The organism is Spiribacter halobius, from assembly GCF_020883455.1.
GTDB classification, from domain to species: domain Bacteria; phylum Pseudomonadota; class Gammaproteobacteria; order Nitrococcales; family Nitrococcaceae; genus Sediminicurvatus; species Sediminicurvatus halobius.
On the sequence record NZ_CP086615.1, the window covers coordinates 365,526 to 386,876 of the forward strand.

At 70.6% G+C, this 21,351-nt stretch carries 23 protein-coding genes; 8 read left to right on the forward strand and 15 right to left on the reverse strand.

All coding sequences use genetic code 11. From position 1 onward, the window contains the following. Positions 1-189 precede the first annotated feature (189 nt). Positions 190-1,290 carry a cell division protein ZapE gene (gene zapE / locus LMH63_RS01675; protein ID WP_109679476.1) on the forward strand — a complete coding sequence of 367 codons (1,101 nt, stop codon included), beginning with the start codon at positions 190-192 and terminating at the stop codon, positions 1,288-1,290. Positions 1,291-1,634: 344 nt separating this feature from the next. Next, positions 1,635-2,396, forward strand: coding sequence for a hypothetical protein (locus LMH63_RS01680; protein ID WP_109679450.1), 762 nt, complete (start codon positions 1,635-1,637; stop codon positions 2,394-2,396). 255 nt (positions 2,397-2,651) lie between these two features. On the opposite strand, the gene LMH63_RS01685 is transcribed toward LMH63_RS01680, so the two are convergent. The 7 genes from LMH63_RS01685 to LMH63_RS01715 all read right to left on the reverse strand — a co-directional run bounded on the left by LMH63_RS01685 (position 2,652) and on the right by LMH63_RS01715 (position 8,253). Continuing rightward, positions 2,652-3,575 carry a histone deacetylase family protein gene (locus tag LMH63_RS01685; protein ID WP_109679451.1) on the reverse strand — a complete coding sequence of 308 codons (924 nt, stop codon included), beginning with the start codon at positions 3,573-3,575 and terminating at the stop codon, positions 2,652-2,654. A gap of 96 nt (positions 3,576-3,671) precedes the next feature. Beyond that, positions 3,672-4,103, reverse strand: coding sequence for a DUF4426 domain-containing protein (locus LMH63_RS01690; RefSeq protein WP_109679452.1), 432 nt, complete (start codon positions 4,101-4,103; stop codon positions 3,672-3,674). 73 nt (positions 4,104-4,176) lie between these two features. Continuing rightward, a complete protein-coding gene (gene metW / locus LMH63_RS01695) occupies positions 4,177-4,779 on the reverse strand; it encodes a methionine biosynthesis protein MetW (RefSeq protein WP_439654548.1) in 603 nt (200 codons plus the stop codon). Then, entirely contained in the window at positions 4,776-5,930 is a 1,155-nt protein-coding gene (gene metX, locus LMH63_RS01700; RefSeq protein ID WP_109679453.1) for a homoserine O-succinyltransferase MetX, read from the reverse strand. The genes metW and metX overlap by 4 nt, the downstream gene beginning before the upstream one ends. Positions 5,931-6,127: 197 nt before the next feature. Next, entirely contained in the window at positions 6,128-6,706 is a 579-nt protein-coding gene (locus tag LMH63_RS01705; protein ID WP_109679454.1) for a YggT family protein, read from the reverse strand. Between the two features lie 2 nt (positions 6,707-6,708). Next, positions 6,709-7,536, reverse strand: a complete 828-nt coding sequence (proC, locus tag LMH63_RS01710; RefSeq protein ID WP_109679455.1) for a pyrroline-5-carboxylate reductase — start codon at positions 7,534-7,536, stop codon at positions 6,709-6,711. Between the two features lie 27 nt (positions 7,537-7,563). After that, positions 7,564-8,253: a YggS family pyridoxal phosphate-dependent enzyme gene (locus tag LMH63_RS01715; protein ID WP_109679456.1), complete on the reverse strand. Its 690-nt coding sequence runs from the start codon at positions 8,251-8,253 to the stop codon at positions 7,564-7,566. Between the two features lie 89 nt (positions 8,254-8,342). On the opposite strand from LMH63_RS01715, the gene LMH63_RS01720 reads away from it, so the two are divergent. Continuing rightward, entirely contained in the window at positions 8,343-9,380 is a 1,038-nt protein-coding gene (locus LMH63_RS01720) for a type IV pilus twitching motility protein PilT (protein WP_109679457.1), read from the forward strand. 32 nt (positions 9,381-9,412) lie between these two features. Next, positions 9,413-10,531 (forward strand): PilT/PilU family type 4a pilus ATPase, encoded by a 1,119-nt coding sequence (locus LMH63_RS01725; RefSeq protein WP_109679458.1) that lies wholly within the window; start codon positions 9,413-9,415, stop codon positions 10,529-10,531. 293 nt (positions 10,532-10,824) lie between these two features. Here LMH63_RS01725 and LMH63_RS01730 read toward each other — a convergent pair whose 3' ends face one another. The 8 genes from LMH63_RS01730 to gshB all read right to left on the reverse strand — a co-directional run bounded on the left by LMH63_RS01730 (position 10,825) and on the right by gshB (position 17,496). After that, positions 10,825-11,517 (reverse strand): hypothetical protein, encoded by a 693-nt coding sequence (locus tag LMH63_RS01730; RefSeq protein WP_109679459.1) that lies wholly within the window; start codon positions 11,515-11,517, stop codon positions 10,825-10,827. Positions 11,518-11,617: 100 nt separating this feature from the next. After that, positions 11,618-12,907 (reverse strand): dihydroorotase, encoded by a 1,290-nt coding sequence (locus tag LMH63_RS01735; RefSeq protein ID WP_109679460.1) that lies wholly within the window; start codon positions 12,905-12,907, stop codon positions 11,618-11,620. Continuing rightward, positions 12,904-13,872 carry an aspartate carbamoyltransferase catalytic subunit gene (locus tag LMH63_RS01740; RefSeq protein WP_109679461.1) on the reverse strand — a complete coding sequence of 323 codons (969 nt, stop codon included), beginning with the start codon at positions 13,870-13,872 and terminating at the stop codon, positions 12,904-12,906. Before LMH63_RS01740 ends, LMH63_RS01735 begins: the two co-directional genes overlap by 4 nt. Then, positions 13,869-14,381 carry a bifunctional pyr operon transcriptional regulator/uracil phosphoribosyltransferase PyrR gene (gene pyrR / locus LMH63_RS01745; RefSeq protein WP_109679462.1) on the reverse strand — a complete coding sequence of 171 codons (513 nt, stop codon included), beginning with the start codon at positions 14,379-14,381 and terminating at the stop codon, positions 13,869-13,871. The genes LMH63_RS01740 and pyrR overlap by 4 nt, the downstream gene beginning before the upstream one ends. Next, entirely contained in the window at positions 14,378-14,794 is a 417-nt protein-coding gene (gene ruvX / locus LMH63_RS01750; RefSeq protein ID WP_109679463.1) for a Holliday junction resolvase RuvX, read from the reverse strand. The genes pyrR and ruvX overlap by 4 nt, the downstream gene beginning before the upstream one ends. 6 nt (positions 14,795-14,800) lie before the next feature. Next, complete coding sequence (locus tag LMH63_RS01755; RefSeq protein WP_109679464.1) at positions 14,801-15,361, reverse strand: YqgE/AlgH family protein; 561 nt, start codon at positions 15,359-15,361, stop codon at positions 14,801-14,803. Between the two features lie 55 nt (positions 15,362-15,416). Next, positions 15,417-16,277, reverse strand: coding sequence for an energy transducer TonB (locus LMH63_RS01760; RefSeq protein ID WP_146205236.1), 861 nt, complete (start codon positions 16,275-16,277; stop codon positions 15,417-15,419). A 271-nt stretch (positions 16,278-16,548) separates the two neighbouring features. Continuing rightward, positions 16,549-17,496, reverse strand: a complete 948-nt coding sequence (gshB, locus tag LMH63_RS01765) for a glutathione synthase (RefSeq protein ID WP_109679466.1) — start codon at positions 17,494-17,496, stop codon at positions 16,549-16,551. 320 nt (positions 17,497-17,816) lie between these two features. Between gshB and LMH63_RS01770 the strand changes: the two genes are divergently transcribed. From LMH63_RS01770 to LMH63_RS01785, 4 genes are all read left to right on the forward strand, one after another. Then, positions 17,817-18,176, forward strand: a complete 360-nt coding sequence (locus LMH63_RS01770) for a response regulator (protein WP_109679478.1) — start codon at positions 17,817-17,819, stop codon at positions 18,174-18,176. 88 nt (positions 18,177-18,264) lie between these two features. After that, the gene (locus LMH63_RS01775; RefSeq protein WP_109679467.1) at positions 18,265-18,630 is read left to right on the forward strand and encodes a response regulator; all 366 of its coding nucleotides are present in this window, start codon (positions 18,265-18,267) and stop codon (positions 18,628-18,630) included. Beyond that, the gene (locus tag LMH63_RS01780) at positions 18,611-19,186 is read left to right on the forward strand and encodes a chemotaxis protein CheW (RefSeq protein WP_109679468.1); all 576 of its coding nucleotides are present in this window, start codon (positions 18,611-18,613) and stop codon (positions 19,184-19,186) included. The genes LMH63_RS01775 and LMH63_RS01780 overlap by 20 nt, the downstream gene beginning before the upstream one ends. Positions 19,187-19,282: 96 nt before the next feature. Next, entirely contained in the window at positions 19,283-21,334 is a 2,052-nt protein-coding gene (locus LMH63_RS01785; protein ID WP_229332691.1) for a methyl-accepting chemotaxis protein, read from the forward strand. The last annotated feature ends 17 nt before the right edge of the window (positions 21,335-21,351 follow it).

Below are 21,351 nucleotides of genomic sequence, written 5' to 3' on the forward strand. Positions count from 1 at the left end.
AGGCCGATGGGCCGCGATGCTGCGGGCGACGACCCGGCCGTGCCGGGTGCGGGGCCGAACGCCATCACGCCTTTCGACGAGTCGTCGGCGTACCTGCGGCAGCCCGCCAGCCGGCATGCGATACTCCGGCGCCGGGCGGTGCGGGGGCGCCGCCCGATGATCGTCGTTGCCGTCAGCGGGGGGGAGCTGATGACCACGCCCCAGGAGCGTTACCGGGCCGATCTCGAGGAATCCGGATTCGTCGCCGATGCCGCCCAGCGCGAGGCCGTAGCGGCGCTGCAGGATCTCTACGAACGCCTGTGCGCGGCACCCGAGCAGCCCGCCGGCGGGCTGCTCGGGTGGTGGCGCAGGCGGCGCGGCGGCGGGCCGGCGGCGGAGACCGGGCTCTACCTCTGGGGCGGAGTCGGCCGCGGCAAGACCTACCTCATGGATACCTTTTACGAGTGCCTGCCCTTCCGCGCCAAGCGCCGCCTGCACTTTCACCGCTTCATGCGCGCCGCCCACCAGCGCCTGCCCCAGCTGCGCGAGCGCGAGGACCCGCTGCGCCTGCTCGCCCGGGAATGGGCGGCGGAGGTGCGGGTGCTCTGCTTCGACGAGTTCTTCGTCAGCGACATCGCCGACGCCATGATCCTCTCCGGCCTCCTGCACGGCCTGTTCGAGGAGGGGGTGACCCTGGTGGCCACCTCCAACGTGCCCCCGGAGGATCTGTACCGCGACGGCCTGCAGCGCGCCCGCTTCCTGCCCGCCATCGAGCTGCTCAAGGCCCATACCCGCGTGCTCAACGTCGACGGCGGCACCGACTACCGGCTGCGCTTCCTGAGCCAGGCAGAGATCTACCACACGCCGGCGGACGCCCCCGCCGAGGCGGCGCTCGCCGAGGACTTCGAGCAGATCTGCCCGGACCGGGAGCACGAGAGGGGGCCGCTCTGGATCGAGGGTCGGCGCATCCCGGTACGGGCCCTCGGCGATGGCGTGGTCTGGTTCGACTTCAGCGCCGTGTGCGAGGGGCCGCGCAGCCAGACGGATTACATCGAGATCGCCCGCCAGTTCCACACCGTGCTGATCTCCGGGGTGCCGGTGTTCGACCGTCGCCGCGAGGACGCGGCGCGACGGTTCATCAGCCTCGTGGACGAGTTCTACGACCGCGGCGTCAAGCTCCTGCTCTCGGCGGATGCCCCCGTGGAGCAGCTCTACCAGGGCAGGCGCCTCGGCTTCGAGTTCGAGCGCACGGCAAGCCGGCTCATCGAGATGCGTGCCCACGACTACCTCGCGGCACCGCACCGGCCTTAGCCCCAAGGATTCTCGGCTATCGCGGCGCCAGGAATCCGCGGCGCAGGGGGTGTCTTGGCGGCCGTGCCAGGCGCGAGGCGGGGCAGGAGCGCCCGGGACACGCTGTGAATACGTCCCTGTAAGCTCGTAGGCGAGGTCCGTCTCGCCTACGGTCCCGGTCGCTCCTGCCCCGCCTCGCTCAGCCGTCGTGGGTGCCCGCCGCCGCGCCGATGCCGGCGGCAGGGACAGCCGAGGCTCGTCGCTGATCCGGCAGAGGGCTGATCGGGGCTTCCGTCGTGTGGCGTGCTACGTTGTTAGTCTGAGCGGCCTGCAAAGGCGAGCGCCCCCGGCCGGGAGCGAATGGCATGAGCGACCTGGACCGCGTGATCGACGCCCATGGCGGGCGGGAGCGCTGGCAGGGCATGAGCCGCCTGCTGGCTACGCTCTCCCTCGGCGGCATGGAGTTCGTGGCGCACTTTCAGCCACGGCCGTTCCGCGAGGTGGAGGTGACCCTCGACCCGCGGGCCTTCCGGGTGACCTGCACGCCGTTCCCCAATCCCGGCTGCGTCGGCGTGTTCGACCCGCAGCGCGTGCGCCTCGAGGACGAGGACGGCGGCGCGCTTGAGGAGCGCGCCGCGCCCGCACGCATCGCCCGCTCGCTGCGCCACTGGTTCCTCTGGGACAGCCTCGATGTGCTCTACGTCAGCGGCATGACGCTATGGCATTCGCTGCTGCTGCCGTTGATCCTCGCCCGCTCGGGCGTGGCCTGTGAGCCCCTCGGCCCGGTGACCACCGACGCCGGGCGCTGGCAGCGCTACGACGTGCGCTTCCCCGCCGACCTGCCTCTCCCGGCCGCCCAGCAGACGCTGTACACGGACGGTGCCGGGGTCATCCGCCGGGTGGACTATGCACCCGTCACCTACGGCAGCGTGATGCGGGTGGCGCAGCTGCTGGAGGGGCACGAGTCCGTGGACGGCCGAATCATCGCCACCCGGCAGACGCTGCACCCGTGCCTGCCCGGCGGCTACGTCGTGCGGGCGAGTCGCCTCGCCTGGCTCGAGGCCTCGGATCTGCGGGTGGTGGCGGACGCCCCGGGCGGGGCCGAGAGCGAGCGGGCGCCCTCCTGACGGCGTCCCGACGCGGGATTCCCCGGCTTTCCACAGTTCCTGTGGATAACATTGTGGAGGAACTGGGGGAAGACCCCCGCGAGCGGCGTGCCGAGGCGCTTCATGTCAATTCGGTGAAGATTTGATCGAAGCCAAAAAGTGCCGGAATATCAGGGCGTTGAGGTTTTCGGGCGGTGCAATGGCGGCGCCGGTGGACAAAGCGCGTCAGATCGCGTCGGCATGTGAATAAGTTCGCTTGTCAACCTGTGCGGATGTTCAGCGCAGCAGCCCGGAGACATGCGCCGCGACCCCCCGGCCGAGGGCGCCCAGGTTGTAGCCGCCCTCGAGACTGGACACCACCCTCCCACCGCAGCAGTAGTCGGCGACGGCGACCAGCTCCTCGGTGATCCAGGCGAAGTCGTCCGTGTCCAGGTTCATGCCGGCCAGCGGATCGTGCGCGTCCGCGTCAAACCCCGCAGAGATGAGCAGCAGCTCCGGGTCGAATTCCATCAGCGCGCTGATGACCTGCCCGTGGAACTGCTCGCGGTAGGCTGCGGAGTCGGTGCCGCCGGGCATGGGGATGTTGAGCAGGTTGCCGGGCCGGTTCTCGCGGCGTGTGCCGGTGCCGGGAAACAGCGGATGCTGGTGGGTGGAGACGTAGAGGAAACCCTCGCGCCCGCCGAGCATGGCCTGGGTGCCGTTGCCGTGATGGACGTCGAAGTCCACCACGGCAACTCGCTGTACGCCGTGGGCGATGCGGGCGTGCAGCGCGCCGACGGCGATGTTGTTGAACAGGCAGAAGCCCATGGCCCGGTCGGGCTCGGCGTGATGGCCAGGCGGCCGCACCGCGCAGAAGGCGCGCCGCGCCGCCCCGCCCATGACCGCGTCCACCGCCTGGCGCACGGCACCGGCGGCGCGCAGCGCGGCCTCCGCCGAGCCGGGGCAGACCACGGTGTCGCCGTCCAGATGGCGGTAGCCGATCTCCGGGATGGCGGCGAGGGTCTCCTCGATGTAGGCGGCATCGTGCACGCGGCGCAGCTCGTCCGGCGTCGCCGCCTCCGCCTCGTGGCGCTGCAGCGCCGCGAACGCCGGCCCTTCCAGGGCCTTCAGCACCGCCTCGAGACGCGCCGGGCACTCGGGGTGGCCGGGCCCGGTGTCGTGGCCGAGGCCTGCCTCATGGGTAATCAGCCAGGTGGTCATGGCCCGTGCGCTCTCCCCCTCGCTCCACGCCGGTCCCTGCCGGCATGCTGACGCCGCCGCGCGGGCGGTGCAAGCCTGCCGGCGGGGCTAGCGGGCTCACTCGCCGGCGAAGAACCGCTGGCGGAAGCCGATGCGGAACGGGCCGGCCTCGCCGCCCTCGGGGGTAACCTCCACCTCGAAGCGCAGCGCCTGCTCGTCTTCCACCGGGAAAGTGCCGATGTAGGAGACCCACGCGGACTGGCGTACCTCGCGCATGTCCACCTCCTGCAACCGGTCGTCGGCGTCCCGGGCGAGCGCCTCGATGCGGGCGGGCACGGCATCGCCGCCGCGCATGACCGTGAGCATCAGCAGGCCGCGGGTGCGGCTGCGGAGGATGTTGTAGGACGCCGCCACCTCGGCATTGAGCAGGCGCGTGGGCATGGCGTTGTAGTGGACCTCGTAGTCGCCGAAGCGGTCCGCCTGCTGGGCGGCTGCCGGCAGGGCGAGGAACATGAGCGTCAGGCCAAACAGCAGGCGCAGCGGGGGCATGGGCAGTCTCTCCTTGTCGGGCGGCCTCTGCCCTGTTGAGAGTTCGGGGCCGGGGTGCGAGTTCAGCGCCGTCTCAGGCGCGGCGGAAGCGGTACAGAGCCACTTCCGCCAGCAGGTTCGGCAGCAGCCCGCCGAGCCGTGGCGGCTTGAGCTCGTGGGAGAGCACGCGGCGCTCGATGATGCGGATGCCGAGCTCCCGGCACAGCTCCTCGAAGTCGTGGATGGTGCACAGGTGGATGTTGGGCGTCTCGTACCAGGCGTAGGCGAGGGCGCCGCTCATGGGCATGCGGCCGAGGATCGCCAGGTAGTAGCGCAGCCGCCAGTAGGCGAAGTTGGGGAAGGTGACGATGCCCTCGCGCCCCACCCGGAGCATCTCCAGCAGCAGACGGTCCGGGCGCTGTACGGCCTGCAGGGTCTGGGTCATCACCACATGATCGAAGGCCTCGGCCTCGAAGTCGGACAGGCCCTGGTCCAGGTCCGTCTGGATGACATTGACGCCGTTGGCGACGCTCTCGCTGATCTGCTCCGGATCGATCTCCAGCCCGTACCCGGTCACATTGCGGCTCTCGTAGAGATGGCGCAGCAGATGGCCGTCGCCGCAGCCGAGGTCGAGCACGCGGCTGCCGCTGCCGATCCAGTCGGCGACGATCTGCAGGTCCCGGCGCAGCCCGGTCACGCTGCCACCTCCGCGGCCACCCGCTGCATGTAGGTGCGGAACACCTGCAGGTACTGCGGCACCGGCATCAGGAAGGCGTCATGCCCGTGGTCCGCCTCGATCTCGCCGTAGGTCACCGGCTTGTAGGTCTCCAGCAGCGCGCGCACGATCTCCCGGGAACGGGAGGGCGGGAAGCGCCAATCACTGGTGAAGGAGAGCACCAGGAAGCGCGCCGTGGCGCTGGCCAGCGCCCGGGCCAGACTGCCGCCGTGGGCCGCCGCCGGGTCGAAGTAGTCCAGCGCCTTGGTCATCAGCAGGTAGGTGTTGGCGTCAAAGCGCTCGACGAAGGACTCGCCCTGATAGCGCAGGTAGCTCTCCACCTCGAACTCCACCTCGTAGTGGAAGTCGTAGTCGTCCTTGCCCCGGCGCAGCTCGCGGCCGAATTTCTCCCGCATGGCGGCCTCGGAGAGGTAGGTGATGTGGCCGAGCATGCGCGCGAGCATCAGCCCGCGCCGCGGGATCACGCCCCGGGACTGGTAGCGGCCGTCGTGGAACTCCGGGTCGGAGCGGATGGCCTGGCGGGCGACCTCGTTGAAGGCGATGTTCTGCGCCGAGAGCCGTGGGGCAGCAGCGATGGCAACCGCATGGGCGATCCGGTCCGGCAGATCCATGGCCCACTGCAGCGCCTGCATGCCGCCGAGGCTGCCGCCGACGACCGCCGCCCAGCGCTCGATGCCGAGATGGTCCGCGAGTCGCGCCTGGCTCGCCACCCAGTCCCGCACCGTGACCATGGGGAAGTCGGGCCCGTAGGGCTCGCCGGTCTGCGGATTGGTGCTGGTGGGGCCGGTGGAGCCGTGGCAGCCGCCGAGGTTGTTGCAGCAGACGACGAAGAAGCGATCCGTATCCAGTGGCTTGCCCGGGCCGATGCAGGCCTCCCACCAGCCCGGCTTGCGGTCGTCGGGGCTGTGGTAGCCCGCCGCGTGGTGCGTCCCGGAGAGCGCGTGGCAGACCAGCACGGCGTTGCTCGCCGCCGCGTTCAGCGTGCCGTAGGTCTCATAGACCAGCTCGAACCCCGACAGCGTCCGCCCGCACTCCAGCGCCAGCGGCGCCGGAAACACGGCGCGCTGCGGCTCGACGAGCCCGACGGAGTCGGCAGGGTAGGTTGCGGGCATGGACTAGGCAGCCATCCGGTGGACAAAGGCCTGGGATGGTACGAAGCCCGCCCGCGGCCGGCAACTGCCCGGCCGCGGGCGGGCAGTTCAAAGTTGACAGTTCAAAGTTCAAAGGCCGGCATGCGTGGTCCGCGGCCAGCGCTTTGAACTTTGCACTCGGAACTTTGAACTCGCGCCGCGCCACGCGCGGCGCGCCGCTACATCATCAGGGGTGGCGCCACACGATCCAGCGGCGGCATCACCAGCATCTTCACCACCTGGATCGCGAGCAGCGCCGCCAGGGGGGAGAGGTCGATGCCGCCGGGCATGGGGATGACCTGGCGGAACGGACGCAGCACCGGTTCGGTGAGGCTGATGAGGACCGTTGCCGCGGGGTTGTAGCCGTCCGGGTTCACCCAGGAGAGGATGGCGCGCACGATGATGGCGACGAGATAGACGTTCAGCAGCAGCTCGATCAGCTCCGCCGGCGTGCGCAGGATCAGGTAGTCCGGGCGGGGCGTCACCCCGGCCACCATCATCAGCAGGGCCAGCGCCAGCATCTGCAGCAGGATCATCAGCACCAGCGCGGAGAGGTCGATGCCGCCCCAGCCGGGGATGAGACGCCGCAGCGGGCGCAGGGGCGCCTGGGTGATGCGCACCAGGAACTGCGAGACCGGATTGTAGAAGTCCGCCCGCGCCCACTGCAGCAGGAAGCGCAGCATCACCGCCATGATGTAGAGGCTGAACAGCGTCTCGATCAGGAACGCGAGCGGGCTGCTGAGGTATCCCGGACCCATGCCTACTGCTCTCCGAGCATGTCGCCGAGTTCGCCCGCGCGCTCGGCGGCGGTGCGCAGGGCACGGCGGTAGAGCTCGGGCAGCCCGCCCTCCTCGAGCACCCTGGTGGCGGCCTCCGTGGTGCCGCCCGGCGAGGTGACGCGCTGGCGCAGCTTCGCCGGCTCCTCCTCGCTCTCCAGCGCCATGCGTGCCGCCCCCAGGGCCGTTTCCAGCGTCAGCAGGCGGGCGGTCTGCCGGGGCAGGCCAAGCTCCGCGCCGGCATCCTCCATCGCCTCCATGAGCAGGAAGAAATAGGCCGGGCCGCTGCCCGAGACCGCGGTCACCGCGTCCATCAGCGCCTCGTCCTCGAGCCACTGGGTGATGCCCACCGCACGCAGCAGCGACTCGGCGAGATCCCGCTGGTCCGCGCTGACGCGCTCGTTGGCGTAGAGCGCGGTGGCGCCCGTCTGCACCAGCGACGGCGTGTTCGGCATGGTGCGCACCACCGCCACGCCGCCGCCGAGCCAGCGGCTCAGGTCCGCCTCGCGCACGCCGGCGGCGATGGAGATCACCAGTGCCCCGGCCTCGCGCAGGATGCCGCCGAGGGGCTCGGCCACCTGCTTGACCACCTGCGGCTTGACGGCGAGGACGACGGCATCGGCGCCGCGGGCGGCCTCGGCGTTGTCTTCCAGGGCGGTGATGCCGAAGCGGTCGGCGAGCTGGCCGCGGCGCTCGGCGTGCGGGTCGGCGACGCGGATGCGGTCGGCGGGGTAGCCGTCCGCCACCAGGCCGCCGATGAGGCTGCGGGCCATGTTGCCGCCGCCGATGAAGGCGATGATCTTCTCGCTCACGGTGGAGTCTCCTCTCTGGCTGCTGGCTCAGCCCGGCGGGCGCGGGCCGAAGACCGCGGTGCCGATGCGAACGATGGTGGCGCCCTCGGCCACGGCGGCTTCCAGGTCGTCGCTCATGCCCATGGACAGCGTGTCGAGCCCGTAGCCGCGGGCGTTGAGCGCCTCGAGACACTCGCGCAGAGCCCGCAGCGGCTGGCGCTGCGCCTCGAGCCCGGCCGCCGGCGCGGGCAGCGTCATCAGTCCGCGGAGGCGCAGGCCCGGCAGCGCCGCCACGGTTTCGGCCAGCGCCTCGACGTCCGCCGGCGTGACTCCGGACTTGCTCGCCTCGCCACTGACGTTGACCTGGATGCAGCAGTTCAGCGGCGGGCGGTCCTCCGGGCGCTGCTCGGACAGCCGGCGCGCGATTTTCGGTCGATCCAGAGTGTGAATCCAGTCAAAGCACTCTGCCGCCGGCTTTGTTTTATTGGATTGCAGGGGACCGACGAAATGCCACTCGACGGGGTAGCCGGCGAGCGCCTCGCGCTTGTCGAGAGCCTCCTGCAGGTAGTTCTCGCCGAAGGCGTGCTGTCCGGCCGCCAGCGCCTCGCGCAGCGCTTCCGGCGGGTGGCGCTTGCTGATGGCGAGCAGCGCGACGCTGCCGGGCTCGCGGCCAAAGCGCGTCTCCGCCTGGCGGATGCGCTCGCGGACGGCGTCGAGCCGCGCGGCGATGGCGTTCATGTTGCCGCCCCCCGGGGCGGGGCGTAGCTTGAGCGGTCCGCCACACTTACAGGCCAGTCACCGGGCATCGTTTTTCTCTGGGGGGCTCGATGGATATCGCGGACCTGCTCGCCTTCGGCGTCAAGAACAACGCCTCCGATCTGCACATCTCCGCGGGGCTGCCGCCGATGATACGGGTGGACGGCGATGTGCGTCGAATCAACCTGCCGGCCATGGAGCACAAGGAGGTGCACGGGCTCATCTACGACATCATGAACGACAAGCAGCGCAAGGATTACGAAGAGTACCTGGAGACGGACTTCTCGTTCGAGATCAAGGGACTTGCGCGCTTCCGCGTCAATGCGTTCAACCACAACCGCGGCGCCGGCGCAGTATTCCGGACCATCCCGTCCACCGTGCTCACCCTCGAGGAGCTGGGGGCACCCGATGTCTTCAAGACCATCTCCGACAACCCCCGCGGCATCGTGCTGGTCACCGGGCCCACCGGCTCCGGCAAGTCCACCACGCTGGCGGCGATGATCGACTACAAGAACGAGAACTACCACGAGCACATCCTCACCATCGAGGATCCGATCGAGTTCGTGCATGAGTCGAAGAAGAGCCTGATCAATCAGCGCGAGGTCCACCGCGACACTCTCGGCTTCTCCGAGGCGCTGCGCTCGGCCCTGCGCGAGGACCCGGACGTGGTGCTGGTCGGCGAGCTGCGCGATCTCGAGACCATCCGCCTGGCGCTCACCGCAGCGGAGACCGGGCACCTGGTGTTCGGCACGCTGCACACCAGCTCGGCGGCCAAGACCATCGACCGCATCATCGACGTCTTCCCCGCCGCGGAGAAGTCCATGGTGCGCTCCATGCTCTCCGAGTCCCTGCGTGCGGTGATCTCGCAGACCCTGCTGAAGAAGGTCGGCGGCGGGCGCATCGCCGCCCACGAGATCATGATCGGCACCCCCGCCATCCGGAACCTCATCCGCGAGGACAAGGTGGCGCAGATGTACTCCGCCATCCAGACCGGTCAGTCCACCGGCATGCAGACCCTCGATCAGTGCCTGCAGAACCTCATCCGCAAGGGCCAGATCACCAAGCAGGACGCCCGCCTGAAGGCGGTCAACCGCGAGCAGTTCAGCTGACCGCCGCGGCCAACACGGCAACTGGAGGCGCCATGGATTTCAATGCCCTGCTCGAGCTACTGGTCAACAAGAAGGGCTCGGACCTGTTCATCACCGCGGGCCTGCCGCCGAGCATGAAGGTGGCCGGGCGGATCATGCCCATCACCAAGAACCCCCTCGGCGCCGAGCAGGCCCGGCAGGTGGTCTACTCGATCATGAGCGAGCGCCAGCGCGAGGAGTTCGACGCCACCCACGAGTGCAACTTTGCCATCAGCGCGAAGGGCCTCGGGCGCTTCCGCGTCAGCGCCTTCTACCAGCGCAACAACGTGGGCATGGTGCTGCGCCGGATCGAGACCGAGATCCCGAGCATCGAGGCGCTGCGGCTGCCGCCGATCCTGAAGGATCTGTCCATGACCAAGCGCGGGCTGATCATCTTCGTCGGCGCCACGGGCACCGGCAAGTCCACCTCGCTTGCCTCGATGATCGGCTACCGCAACCACAACTCCACCGGACACATCATCACCATCGAGGACCCCATCGAGTACATGCACGCCCACCAGGGCTGCATCGTCACCCAGCGCGAGGTGGGCATCGATACCGAGTCCTTCGAGGTGGCGCTGAAGAACACCCTGCGCCAGGCCCCGGACGTGATCCTGATCGGCGAGATCCGCGCCCGCGAGACCATGGACTACGCCATCGCCTTCGCCGAGACCGGTCACCTGTGCCTGGCGACGCTGCACGCCAACAACGCCAACCAGGCGATGGACCGCATCATCAACTTCTTCCCCTCGGACCGCCGCGATCAGCTCTTCACCGACCTCTCGCTGAACCTGAAGGCGGTGATTGCCCAGCAGCTCATCCCGACCCCGGACGGCAAGGGCCGCGTGCCGGCGGTGGAGATTCTCATCGGCACCCCGCTGGTCGCGGACAAGATCCACAACGGCGAGGTGCACGAGCTGAAGGAGATCATGAAGCGTTCCGGCGAGCAGGGCATGCAGACCTTCGACCGCCATCTCTATCAGCTCTACGCCGAGGGCTCCATCACCTACGAGGACGCCCTGCGCTTCGCCGACTCCGCCAACGAGGTCCGCCTGATGGCCAAGCTCGGCGACTCCCACGCCGAGGCGCGCATGCAGCAGGCGACGGAGGGGATCAAGCTCGTGGACGAGTGAGGGCCTTGCCCTCACTCGCCCACGAGCGTTCAAAGTTCAAGGTTCCAAGTTCAAAGCCGGGAGGGTGCCGACTCCGCGGCTTACGGGCTGGAATCGGCCCCGCGGAATCGCCATGGGCGTTGGCGGTGCGTGGAGCGGGAGGGACGCGTGGGACCGTAGGCGAGAGGGACCTCGCCTACGAGCTTACAGGGACGTATTCACAGCGTGTCCCGCGCGTCCCTCCCGCTCCACGCACCGGGCACTACCGTTGCCATGCCCACAAGCTCGCGGAAATCTGCTGCCACATCCGCCACTCATCCCCGAACCGGTAGCTCGCTGACCCGCAACGCTCTGACGAGCCCCTCCAGCTCGCTACGCCACGGCGTGAGCAGGCCCCACGGGCAGCAGGCGAGGACGGTGAGGCGCCGGCGGCGGTCGGCGGGCAGGGCGGCGAGGTGGTGGCGCAGGAGATCGACGGCGTCGCCCTCGTAGCAGCCGGGGTGTTCCTCGGTGAGGGCGATGCGGGCCGGAATACCCTGGGACTCGAGGCTCGCCAGGCCGGCGATGGCCGCGTCGGGCACCGTGCGCACCAGAAAGCGCGAGGGACAGATGCGGCCGGGCAGCGAGCCCTGCCCACCCAGCAGCACCAGCCCCACCGCCTCGCCCAGCGCTTCCGCCATTGCCAGCGCGGGGCCGGCACCGGCGCCGGCGCCCACCACCAGCACCGGTGCCGCCGGTGCTGGGGTCAGCAGATCCTCGCCATGCGGCCCTTCGAGCGTCGCCGGGCGCCCGGCTGCGAATGCCGCAGGCACCTGCCCCGGCGGCAGCACCCCGGCCACCCAGCCCTCTTCGCTGCTCGCCTGGCGCACCGGCAGGCACAGCCGCTGCCCTTCGACCTCGGCCCAGAGCCACTGTCCGGGCGACGGCAGTGCGCCGTGCCAGCGCAACCGGAGCAGCGTCCAGTCGCCACTGACGGGAGTTCGGTCAACGATGCGGGTAGCGGTCATGCGCTCGCCTGGTCGTGTGTTGAGTCGCGCCGAGCACCGCCAATAATTCACCTTGGCATCGCGGAGCAAGGCACCGCGAGAGGCCCGGCATCGAAGAGGCTCATCCCGACTCAGCGTCGCCGTGCACCAGCTCGCCGTTCACCAGGGTGTGGGTGTTGCGGGCGCTGAACTCCCAGCCGAGGAAGCCGTTGTGCCGGCCGCGGCTGCCGAGGGATTCCGCCCGGCACCACCAGGGCGACTGCGGGTCGACGATGCAGACATCCGCCGGCGCCCCGGTGGCGAGGCGACCGGTGTCCAGGCCGAGCAGCGCCGCCGGATGCGCCGTCACTGCGGCCAGCGCCGGCAGCAGCCCGATGGCCTCCTCCTCCACCAGCCGCAGCACCAGGGCCAGCAGCGTGTCGATACCCGAGAGCCCCGGCTCGGTGCCGGTGAAGGGCCCGTCCTTGGCGTCGCGCTCGTGGGGCTGGTGGTCGGAGCAGATGATGCCGAGGGTGCCGTCGGCCACTGCGCGGCGCAGGGCGTCGCGGTCGCCGACACTGCGCAGCGGCGGCTGCACGTGGAAGCGGCTGTCGTAGCCGACGGCGTCGTTCTCCGTCAGGAACAGCTGATGGATCGCGACATCGCCGGTGACCGGCGCACCGTCGCGGTGGGCGTTGCGCAGCATCGCCGCACCGGCGGCGGTGGACAGCCGCCCGAAGTGCACGCGCAGGCCGAGGGCCGTGGCCACGGCGAGCTGTCGGCCGAGGCCGGCGGTCTCCGCGGCGACGGAGACACCCGGGAGACCGAGGCGCATCGCCACCGGACCCTCGTGCAGCCCGCCACCGGCGGCGAGCCAGGGATCCCAGGGCGTCAGCAGCGCCGGCAGCTCATAGGTGGCCGCGTACTCCAGCGCCCGCCGCAGCACCAGCGTATCCGCCACCGGGCGGCCACCGTCCGCCACTGCGGGACAGCCGGCGTCGGCCAGGGCCGCCATCGGCGCCAGCTGCTCGCCGGCGAGGCCCAGAGTCAGGGCGGCCAGCGGCACCACCCGGGCCCCGCCGGCGGCCGCCGCGCGGCGGTGCACCAGCTCCGCCACCGAGGGCGTGTCCAGCACCGGCTCGGTATCCGGCGGCAGCACCAGGGTGGTGATGCCGGCGGCGGCCGCTGCCCGGGCCTCGCTGGCGATATCCGCCTTGTGGGTGGCGCCGGGCTCGCGCAGCCGCGCGGCAAGGTCGATCAGACCCGGCAGCACCCAGCAGCCCTCGGCGCCGATCACCCGGTCCGCGGCAAAGCCATCGGGCGGCGCGCCCAGGCCGACGATGCGCCCGCCGGCGATGGCGAGGTCGCCCACGGCATCGTGGCCGCTCGCCGGATCCAGCAGCCGCCCGCCGCGAATCAGGATCCGGCTCATGTTGCCTCCGGCGTGCTCTCGGGCGCGACGCCGAGGACCAGGCTCATCACCGCCATGCGTACCGCGATGCCGTTGGTCACCTGCTCCAGGATCACCGAGCGCGGGCCGTCGGCCAGGTCGGAGTCGATCTCCACGCCGCGGTTGATGGGCCCGGGGTGCATGACGATGGCCTCCGGGTGGGCGACGGCGAGGCGCGCCTCGGAGAGGCCGTAGCGGCGGTAGTACTCCGACTCGCTCGGCAGCAGCGCCCCCTGCATGCGCTCGCGCTGCAGGCGCAGCCCGATCACCACGTCCGCGTCGCGCAGGCCGCTGTCGAGGTCGTGGTGCACCCGCACCCCGAGCCCCTCCACGTCCCGCGGCAGCAGGGTGCGCGGCGCCACTACGCGGACCTCGCCGGTGCCGAGGGCGTTCAGGGCATGGATCTGGGAGCGGGCCACCCGGGAGTGACGGATGTCGCCGACGATGCTCACCGTCAGGGGCTCGAAGGCGCCCTTGTGGCGGCGGATGGTGAAGACGTCCAGCATCGCCTGGGTGGGGTGGGCGTGCCAGCCGTCGCCGGCATTGAGCACCGCCACGCCGGGCTGGACGTGGCGGGCGATGTATTCGGCTGCGCCGCTCTCGGCGTGGCGGACCACGAACATGTCCGCCTGCATCGCCTCGAGGTTGTGCAGCATGTCCACCAGGCTCTCGCCCTTGATGGTGGTGGTGGCGACGTTGACGTTGAGCACGTCCGCGGAAAGCCGCTTGGCGGCGAGCTCGAAGGTGGTGCGGGTGCGCGTGCTCGACTCGAAGAAGAGGTTGATCACCGTGCGCCCGCGCAGCAGCGGCACCTTCTTCACCGACTTGCCGATGACTCCGCTGAAGGACTCCGCGGTGTCCAGGATGTGCGTGAGCAGGGCGCGTGGCAGCCCCTCGGTGGTGAGGAAGTGGCGCAGCCGGCCGTCGGCGTCGAGCTGCAGGCTCACGGCGCGCCGCCTTCCAGCACCAGGCGGAGCGGTGCCGGCCCCTGGAGCTTCACCCGCTGCCCGGCCGGGAGCTCCAGCCGGGTGGCGGCAACATCGGCGGCGATGGGGAGCTCGCGCCCGGGCCGGTCCACGAGCACCGCGAGCCGCACGGCTGCCGGGCGCCCGTAGTCGAACACCTCGTTGAGCGCGGCGCGCACTGTCCGCCCGGTGTAGAGGACGTCGTCCACCAGGATCACCACGCGATCATCCACCGTAAGCGGCAGCCGCGAGGGCCGCACCCGCGCCTGCATGCCGCTGCGGGCGAGGTCGTCCCGGTAGAAGGCGATGTCCAGCGCGCCGGGTGCGCCGGCGAGGCCGAGCCGCTGGTGCAGGGCCTCGGCGAGCCAGACCCCGCCGCTGTGGATGCCCACGAGCGTGCACCGCCCGCGGCCTTCGTCGGCGAGCAGCGCCTCCAGCCCGGCCGCGAGGCGGTCGAGCAGGGGCGGGACGTCGGGCAGCTTGGCGCTCATGGGCAGTGTTCGCTCAGCCAGGTCTCGAGGATCACGCGCGCAGCCTCGGCGTCGAGGGCGGCGCTGCGGCGACCGCGGGCCTGCAGGGCTGCCGCCGCCTCGCGGCTCGAGAGGCGCTCGTCGATGCGGTGAACCGGCAGCCCGCTGCGGCTGCCGAGGCGGCCGGCAAATCGCTCCGCGAGCCGGGTGCTGTGGGAGGCGCTGCCATCGGCATGGCGCGGGATTCCCACCACCGCGCCCGCAGGCTGCCACTCCGCGAGCAGGGCGTCCAGCTCGTCCCAGTCCGGCTCGCCCGCCCGGCAGCGCAGGGTGCGCAGCGCCCGGGCGTGGCCGGTAAGCGTCTCGCCGACGGCGGCGCCGAGCCGACGCTCGCCCGGGTCGAAGCCAAGGTAGGTCCCGGGGCGCGGTGGCACGGCCCCTCAGGCGTGGCCGGTCTGGGAGGAAAGCAGCGTCAGGTCGACGCCGAGCAGCGCCGCCGCCGCCTGCCAGCGCTCATCGTGACGTCGCTCGAAGATGATGTCCGGCGCCGCCGGGCCGCTCAGCCAGGCGTTCTCCGCCATTTCCTGCTCCAGCTGTCCCGGGCCCCAGCCGGCGTAGCCCAGGGCCACCAGGAACTGCGACGGCCCGTCACCCCGGGCCACCGCCTCAAGGATGTCGCGCGAGGTGGTCACGCAGATGCCCTCGGCCACCTGCAGCGAGGCGTCCCACTCGCCCGCCGGCGGGTGCAGCACGAAACCGCGCTCGCGCTGCACCGGGCCGCCCATGAACACCGGCGTCGCCCGGGTGCCGAGGCCGCTGGCGTCGATGCCCATGTGGTCCAGCAGCTCGTCCAGGGTGACCTCGGAGGGGCGGTTGACGACGATACCGAGGGCGCCGTCCTCGTTGTGCTCGCAGAGGTAGGTGACCGTGCGCGCGAAGTTGGGGTCCGCGAGCGACGGCATCGCGATCAGGAAGTGATTGGAGAGACTGCCCTCGGCCATGGCCGCAGTATCCGACAGGGGTTCCGCCGCATACAAGCGCGCGGGCAGCGCCAGGCTACCGGGAGGTGAAGCGCTGGCCGTTCTCGAACGCCCAGGTCCGGGTGATCACCAGCAGGTCGTTGTCCTGCAGCACTGCCTCCGGCACCCGCTGGAACGGCGCGGCGAGGTCGACGATGCGCTGGGCAGCCTGGTCCAGGGCGGGCTCGCCGGAGCTGCGCAGCACCCGGGCGGCATGCACGACGCCGTCCGGGCGCAGGGTGACCTCCAGGATCACGCGCCCCGACAGGCCGCGGGCGCGCAGCTCCCGCGGGTAGTTGAGGTTGCCGATGCGCTCGACGTGGTTCACCCACTGACGCATGTACTCCGCGGCCTCGTGGGCGCGGGTGCGGGCATTGATTCGGCGTTTGCTCGGGTAGCGGGCGCTGATGCGCTCTGCCACCGCTGCCAGCTCGGCGGCGGCCGCAACCTGCCGGTCCGCGCTCACCGGTTCGGGGGTTCCGTGCTCTTCCGGATTGCGCGGCTGCGGCTCGGGCTGGGCCGGTACGGCTTCGTCCGCCCCGGCGATCGCCTCGCGCTGGTCCGGCGTGACCTCGGCCCCCGGTGGTGGCGCGGCCTGCAGCGGAGAGGCGCCCTCGGGCACGCCGGGCATGAAGGCCTCGGTGGGGCGTTCCGGAATCTCGGCGGTCTCGGACTCGCCACCGCCGTCCTGATTCGCCTCGGCGAGGAAGTCGTAGTCCTCCGGTGTCTCCTCCTGCGGCCGATCGGCGAGGGTCACCTCGATCATGGGCGCCGGCCGCTGCGGGGCCTCCGCCAGCCCGGTGAAGCCGACACCGAGGATCACCAGCGCGTGGGCGGCGAGGGAGAGAAACAGCGCCAGCGAGACGCGGTCCACTGCGGTGACTGCTGCTGTGCTCATGGCCGAACGTTCCGCATCGGAGGACGCCGATGATGCCTGCTGTGCCCGCTCCGGGCTGCGACCAGGATTCCAGTTTGGGGTTTCGGGGGAGCCCGAGGGCTTCGGGTTAGCGTTTAACGTTGAAGGTTAGGCCTGTCGCGCGCCGCGGCGGCAGAGGGCGAACCGCCGAACCACCTCCTCGGCGCGCTGATGGCATGTCTCGCTCGAGGCAGAGCCCATGCCGGTCGGAAAACGCTCATCGGAGCCGAACCTTAAACCCAAAACGGGGCCATCAGGCCCGCTCCCCCTCGATCCAGTCGAACAGCGTCCCGGCGATGTTCAGGCCGCACTGGGCGTCCAGCTCGCGCACGCAGGTGGGGCTGGTGACGTTGATCTCGGTGAGGGAGTCGCCGATGACGTCGAGCCCGACGAAGGTGAGGCCGCGCTCGCGCAGGAAAGGGGCGACCTCGCTGGCGATCCAGCGCTCGCGTTCGGTCAGCGGGCGGGCGACACCGCGGCCGCCAGCGGCGAGATTGCCGCGGCTCTCGCCGGCCAGCGGGATGCGCGCCAGGGCATAGGGCACGGGCTCGCCGTCCACCAGCAGCACGCGGCGGTCGCCGTCACGGATCTCGGGTAGGTACCGTTGGGCCATGACGTAGCGCGTGCCGCGCCTGGAGAGCGTCTCGATGATTACCGAGGTGTTCGGGTCGCCGTCCTCGACCACGAAGATGGACTCCCCGCCCATGCCGTGCAGGGGCTTGAACACCGCGCGGCCCTGCTCGCGCAGGAAGGCGCGCAGCGGCTCCGCGCGCATCTCCACCACCGTGTCCGTGCAGCACTGCGGGAAGTAGGCGATGGCCAGCTTCTCCTGGACGTCGCGCAGTCCCCGCGGGCGGTTCACCACGGTCACCCCCTCGGCCTCCGCGGCCTCGAGGATGTAGGTGGCGTACAGGTACTCGCTGTCCACCGGCGGGTCCTTGCGCATGAGCACGACGTCCAGCTCGGCCAGCGGGTGCTCGCGCTGCGCGCCGAGGGTGTACCAGTCGGCGTTGTCGTCGCGCACCTCCAGCGCGGCGCTTCGGCCCCAGGGCCGGCCGTTGCGCAGAGAGAGGTCGGACAGCTCCAGATGGTTCAGCTGCCAGCCCCGGCGTTGCGCCTCCAGCAGCATGGCGAGGGTGGTGTCCTTGTACGGCGTGATGCCGGAAATGGGATCCATGACCACGCCAAGGCGCCGCGTCATCGTGCACGCTCCGCGCACTGGCAGCTCAGGATCGCGCCCGGCCTGCCGATACGCTCGGCAGGGGCGCGGTAGAGGCGGCGGATCCGGGGCTGGCGCATGGGGGTCTCCTGAGGCCTGGGTCGCAGATCCCGCCGCGCGCGAAGTGGCGCCGGAAAGGCTGCGGCGGGGTCGCTAGATTGTACCCCAGTGGTGTGGTAATTAAACTCCGGAACATGGCGCAAGGCCTTGAGCAGCACGGCTTTGGCGTCTCCGGCAGGGACACAGCGGGGGAGCCGGTGGATCAGACGAGCGAGCACAACGGGCTGGCCGGCCTCAAGGTCATGGTCATCGACGACAGCAAAACCATCCGCCGTACGGCGGAGACGCTGCTGCGCAAGGAAGGCTGCGAGGTGATCACAGCCACGGACGGCTTCGAGGCCCTGGCCAAGATTGCCGATCATCACCCGGCGATCATCTTCATCGACATCATGATGCCGCGTCTGGATGGCTACCAGACCTGCGCGCTGATCAAGAACAACGAAATGTTCCGGGGTACCCCGGTGATCATGCTCTCCAGCAAGGACGGCCTGTTCGATCGGGCCCGTGGACGCATCGTCGGTTCCGAGCAGTACCTCACCAAGCCCTTTACCCGGGAGGAGCTGCTGGGAGCCATTCGCCGCCATCGGGAACAGGCGGCCTAGGCGTCCCGCGGCGTCTGCCGGCGACAGGGACGACACGGCGCACGACCCGAGTGAACACTACGGCTGACATTGCTATGGGGGATCCGGAATGACCCGCATCTTGGTTGTCGACGACTCGCCGACGGAAACCCATGTGCTGAAGAACATGCTGGAGCAGCACGGCTTCGCCGTGAGCGTGGCCCAGGACGGCGAGCAGGGGCTTGCCAAGGCCCGCTCGGAGAAGCCGGACCTGATCCTCATGGATATCGTCATGCCCGGGGTCAACGGCTTCCAGGCCACGCGCAAGCTCTCCAAGGACCCGGAGACCTCGGCCATACCCATCGTCATGATCAGCACCAAGGATCAGGACACCGATCGCATCTGGGCCAAGCGCCAGGGTGCGCTCGACTACATCAGCAAGCCGGTAACGGAGCAGGAGCTCCTGGACAAGGTGCATGCCGCGCTCGGCCGCTGAACCGGAGCGCTCCGAGGTGCGCGCCGGCGACGAGGGACCCTGGGCGCTGCTGCGCCATCTGGAGCGGCTCGGCCTTGGCCACCGCGAACCGCTGCCCGCCCAGGAGGCGGCGCGCGACGTCTGGTCCGGGGTCGGCTTCCGTATCGGCGGCCAGCATTACGTGGCGGCGCTGGGCGACGTCGCCGAGATCATGACCTGGCCCGCGGTCTCCCGCGTGCCGCACACCCGGAGCTGGGTGCGGGGGCTCGCCAACGTCCGCGGCAACCTGCTGCCGATCCTCGACCTGAGCGCCTTTCTCGGGCGCGGCGAAGTGGCACCCTCGCGGCTGGTCCGGGTGCTGGTGATCGAGCAGCAGGGCGTGAACGCCGGACTGCTGGTGGACGAGGTGCTCGGCATGCGCCAGTTCGACCAGGCGGACTGGCAGGAATCGGTATCGGCGGAGGCCGGGATCACCCCGTTCCTGGACGGTCGTTTCAGCACCGCCGAGGGCGAGTGGCCGGTCTTCAGCATGGCGGCGCTGGCGCGGCATCCGCGCTTTCTCAGCGTCGCCGACTGAGCTCGAGAGCCGAAGGCGGCGTCCGCCGCGGCGATTGAATGATTCCGCCACTGGCTCGGCCGGGGCGGACAATCCTTGCGCGAAGAGGTTGGCAACATGAACGCGTCGCAGGATACGGGTCGGATCGAGAGCATGCGGCGGACCGCCAATGTGCTCTCGCTGCTGGTGGTGGTGGCGATCCTGCTGATGGGCGGCAGCTTCGGCTACGTCGCCTACTACGGCAATTTCGAGCAGGCCTATGCCGAGCGGGCGGACAGCATCGCCGCGCGTACGCAGGGTCTGGCGCGCAACGCCGGCCGGGCGCTGGACGGCGAGGCCGCAGGCTTCCGGGGGGTCGCTGCGGACCGTGATGCCCTGAGCCGTCAGATCACCGCCCTCACCGAGGGCGAGCCGGAGACCGGCCTGCCGCCGGCGGACGAGCTCGGCGGCGAGGCCGGCCAGGCCACGGCGGCGGTCGCCGCAAGCTGGGCCGAGCTCCGGCCGGCCGCCGACACGGTGGTGGCGCGGCAGGACGCGGCTCTGGCCGCCGCCGCGCTGGCGGACCGCTTCGGCGAGGCGCTGCCGGACATGCAGGAGCTGGCAGCGGAGCTGGCGGCACGCCTCTCCGCCATCGGTGCCGACCGTGACCAGATCGTCCTAGCCGGCGAGCTTTCCACGCAGGCCGAGCGCATCGCCCGCGCCCTCGAGCGCATGCCCGGGCCGGCCAGCGCCGCGGCCGCCGAGACCCTCGCCGAGGCGCGGGCGGCGTTCCAGCGCCGTCTGCAGGCGCTCGCCCAGGGCGGCGATCTGGGCGTCGGCGCCGTCACCGACAACACCGCGGCCGGGCTGCTGGTGGAGCTTGCCGAGCGCTACGAGGGGCTTGCCGGCGAGCTCTCGGAGGTTGAGGCCGCGGGCGGCGAGATCGCTGCCATGGCGGACGCCGCCGAGTCCCTGCGCACGGGCTCGGACACACTGCTGCAGCGGGCCCAGACGCTCACCGCTGCCTTCGCCGCGCTGCCGGCGCAGCGGCCGATCAAGGAGTGGTACGGCTTCGTTGCCGGTGGTATCGCCCTGGTGCTGCTGGTGCTGCGCGGCTTCCTGGCCCGGAGCATCAGCCAGGCCGAGCTCGCCCGCACCGAGGCGGAGCGCGAGCGGGTGAACGAGGCCCAGCGGCGCAACCAGGAGGCGATCCTCAACCTGCTCGACGAGATCGAGGGCCTGAAGGAGGGTGACCTCACCGTCGAGGCCTCGGTGGGCGAGGAGATCACCGGCGCCATCGGTGACGCCTTCAACGACGCCATCGAGGCGCTGCGCAATCTGGTGCTGACCATCAACGAGACCTCCGTGCAGGTCTCCTCCGCGGCCCAGCAGACCCAGGCCACGGCCATGCACCTGGCCGAGGCCTCGGACCATCAGGCACATCAGATCACCGCTGCCTCGGCGGCGGTCAACGAGATGGCCGTGTCCATCGATCAGGTGTCGCGCAACGCCGAGGAGTCGGCCCGCGTCGCCCAGCAGTCCGTGGAGCTCTCGGTGCGCGGCGCGGACACGGTGAAGCGCACCATCGAGCAGATGGACAGCATCCGCGAGCAGATCCAGGAGACCTCCAAGCGCATCAAGCGCCTCGGCGAGTCCTCCCAGGAGATCGGCAACATCGTCGAGCTCATCAACGACATCGCCGATCAGACCAACATTCTGGCGCTGAACGCCTCCATCCAGGCGGCCATGGCCGGCGAGTCCGGGCGCGGCTTCGCTGTGGTGGCCGACGAGGTGCAGCGCCTCGCCGAGCGCTCCGGCAACGCCACCAAGCAGATCGAGGCCCTGGTCAAGACCATCCAGACCGATACCAACGAGGCCGTGATCTCCATGGAGCAGAGCACCTCCGGCGTGGTCGCGGGTGCTCGCCAGGCGGAGGAGGCCGGCGAGGCCCTGCGCGAGATCGAGAACGTCTCCAAGCAGCTCGCGGGGCTGATCCAGAACATCTCCGAGGCCTCCCGGCAGCAGGCGAACGCCGCCGCCAACGTCTCCGACACCATGAACGTCATCCAGGAGATCACCTCCCAGACGTCCGCGGGCACCAACGAGACGGCCACCTCCATCGGCAACCTGGCCGACCTCGCCAACGACCTGCGCAGCTCCGTGGCCGGCTTCAAGCTGCCCGAGGCCTGAGAGGGGTAGCGCATGGC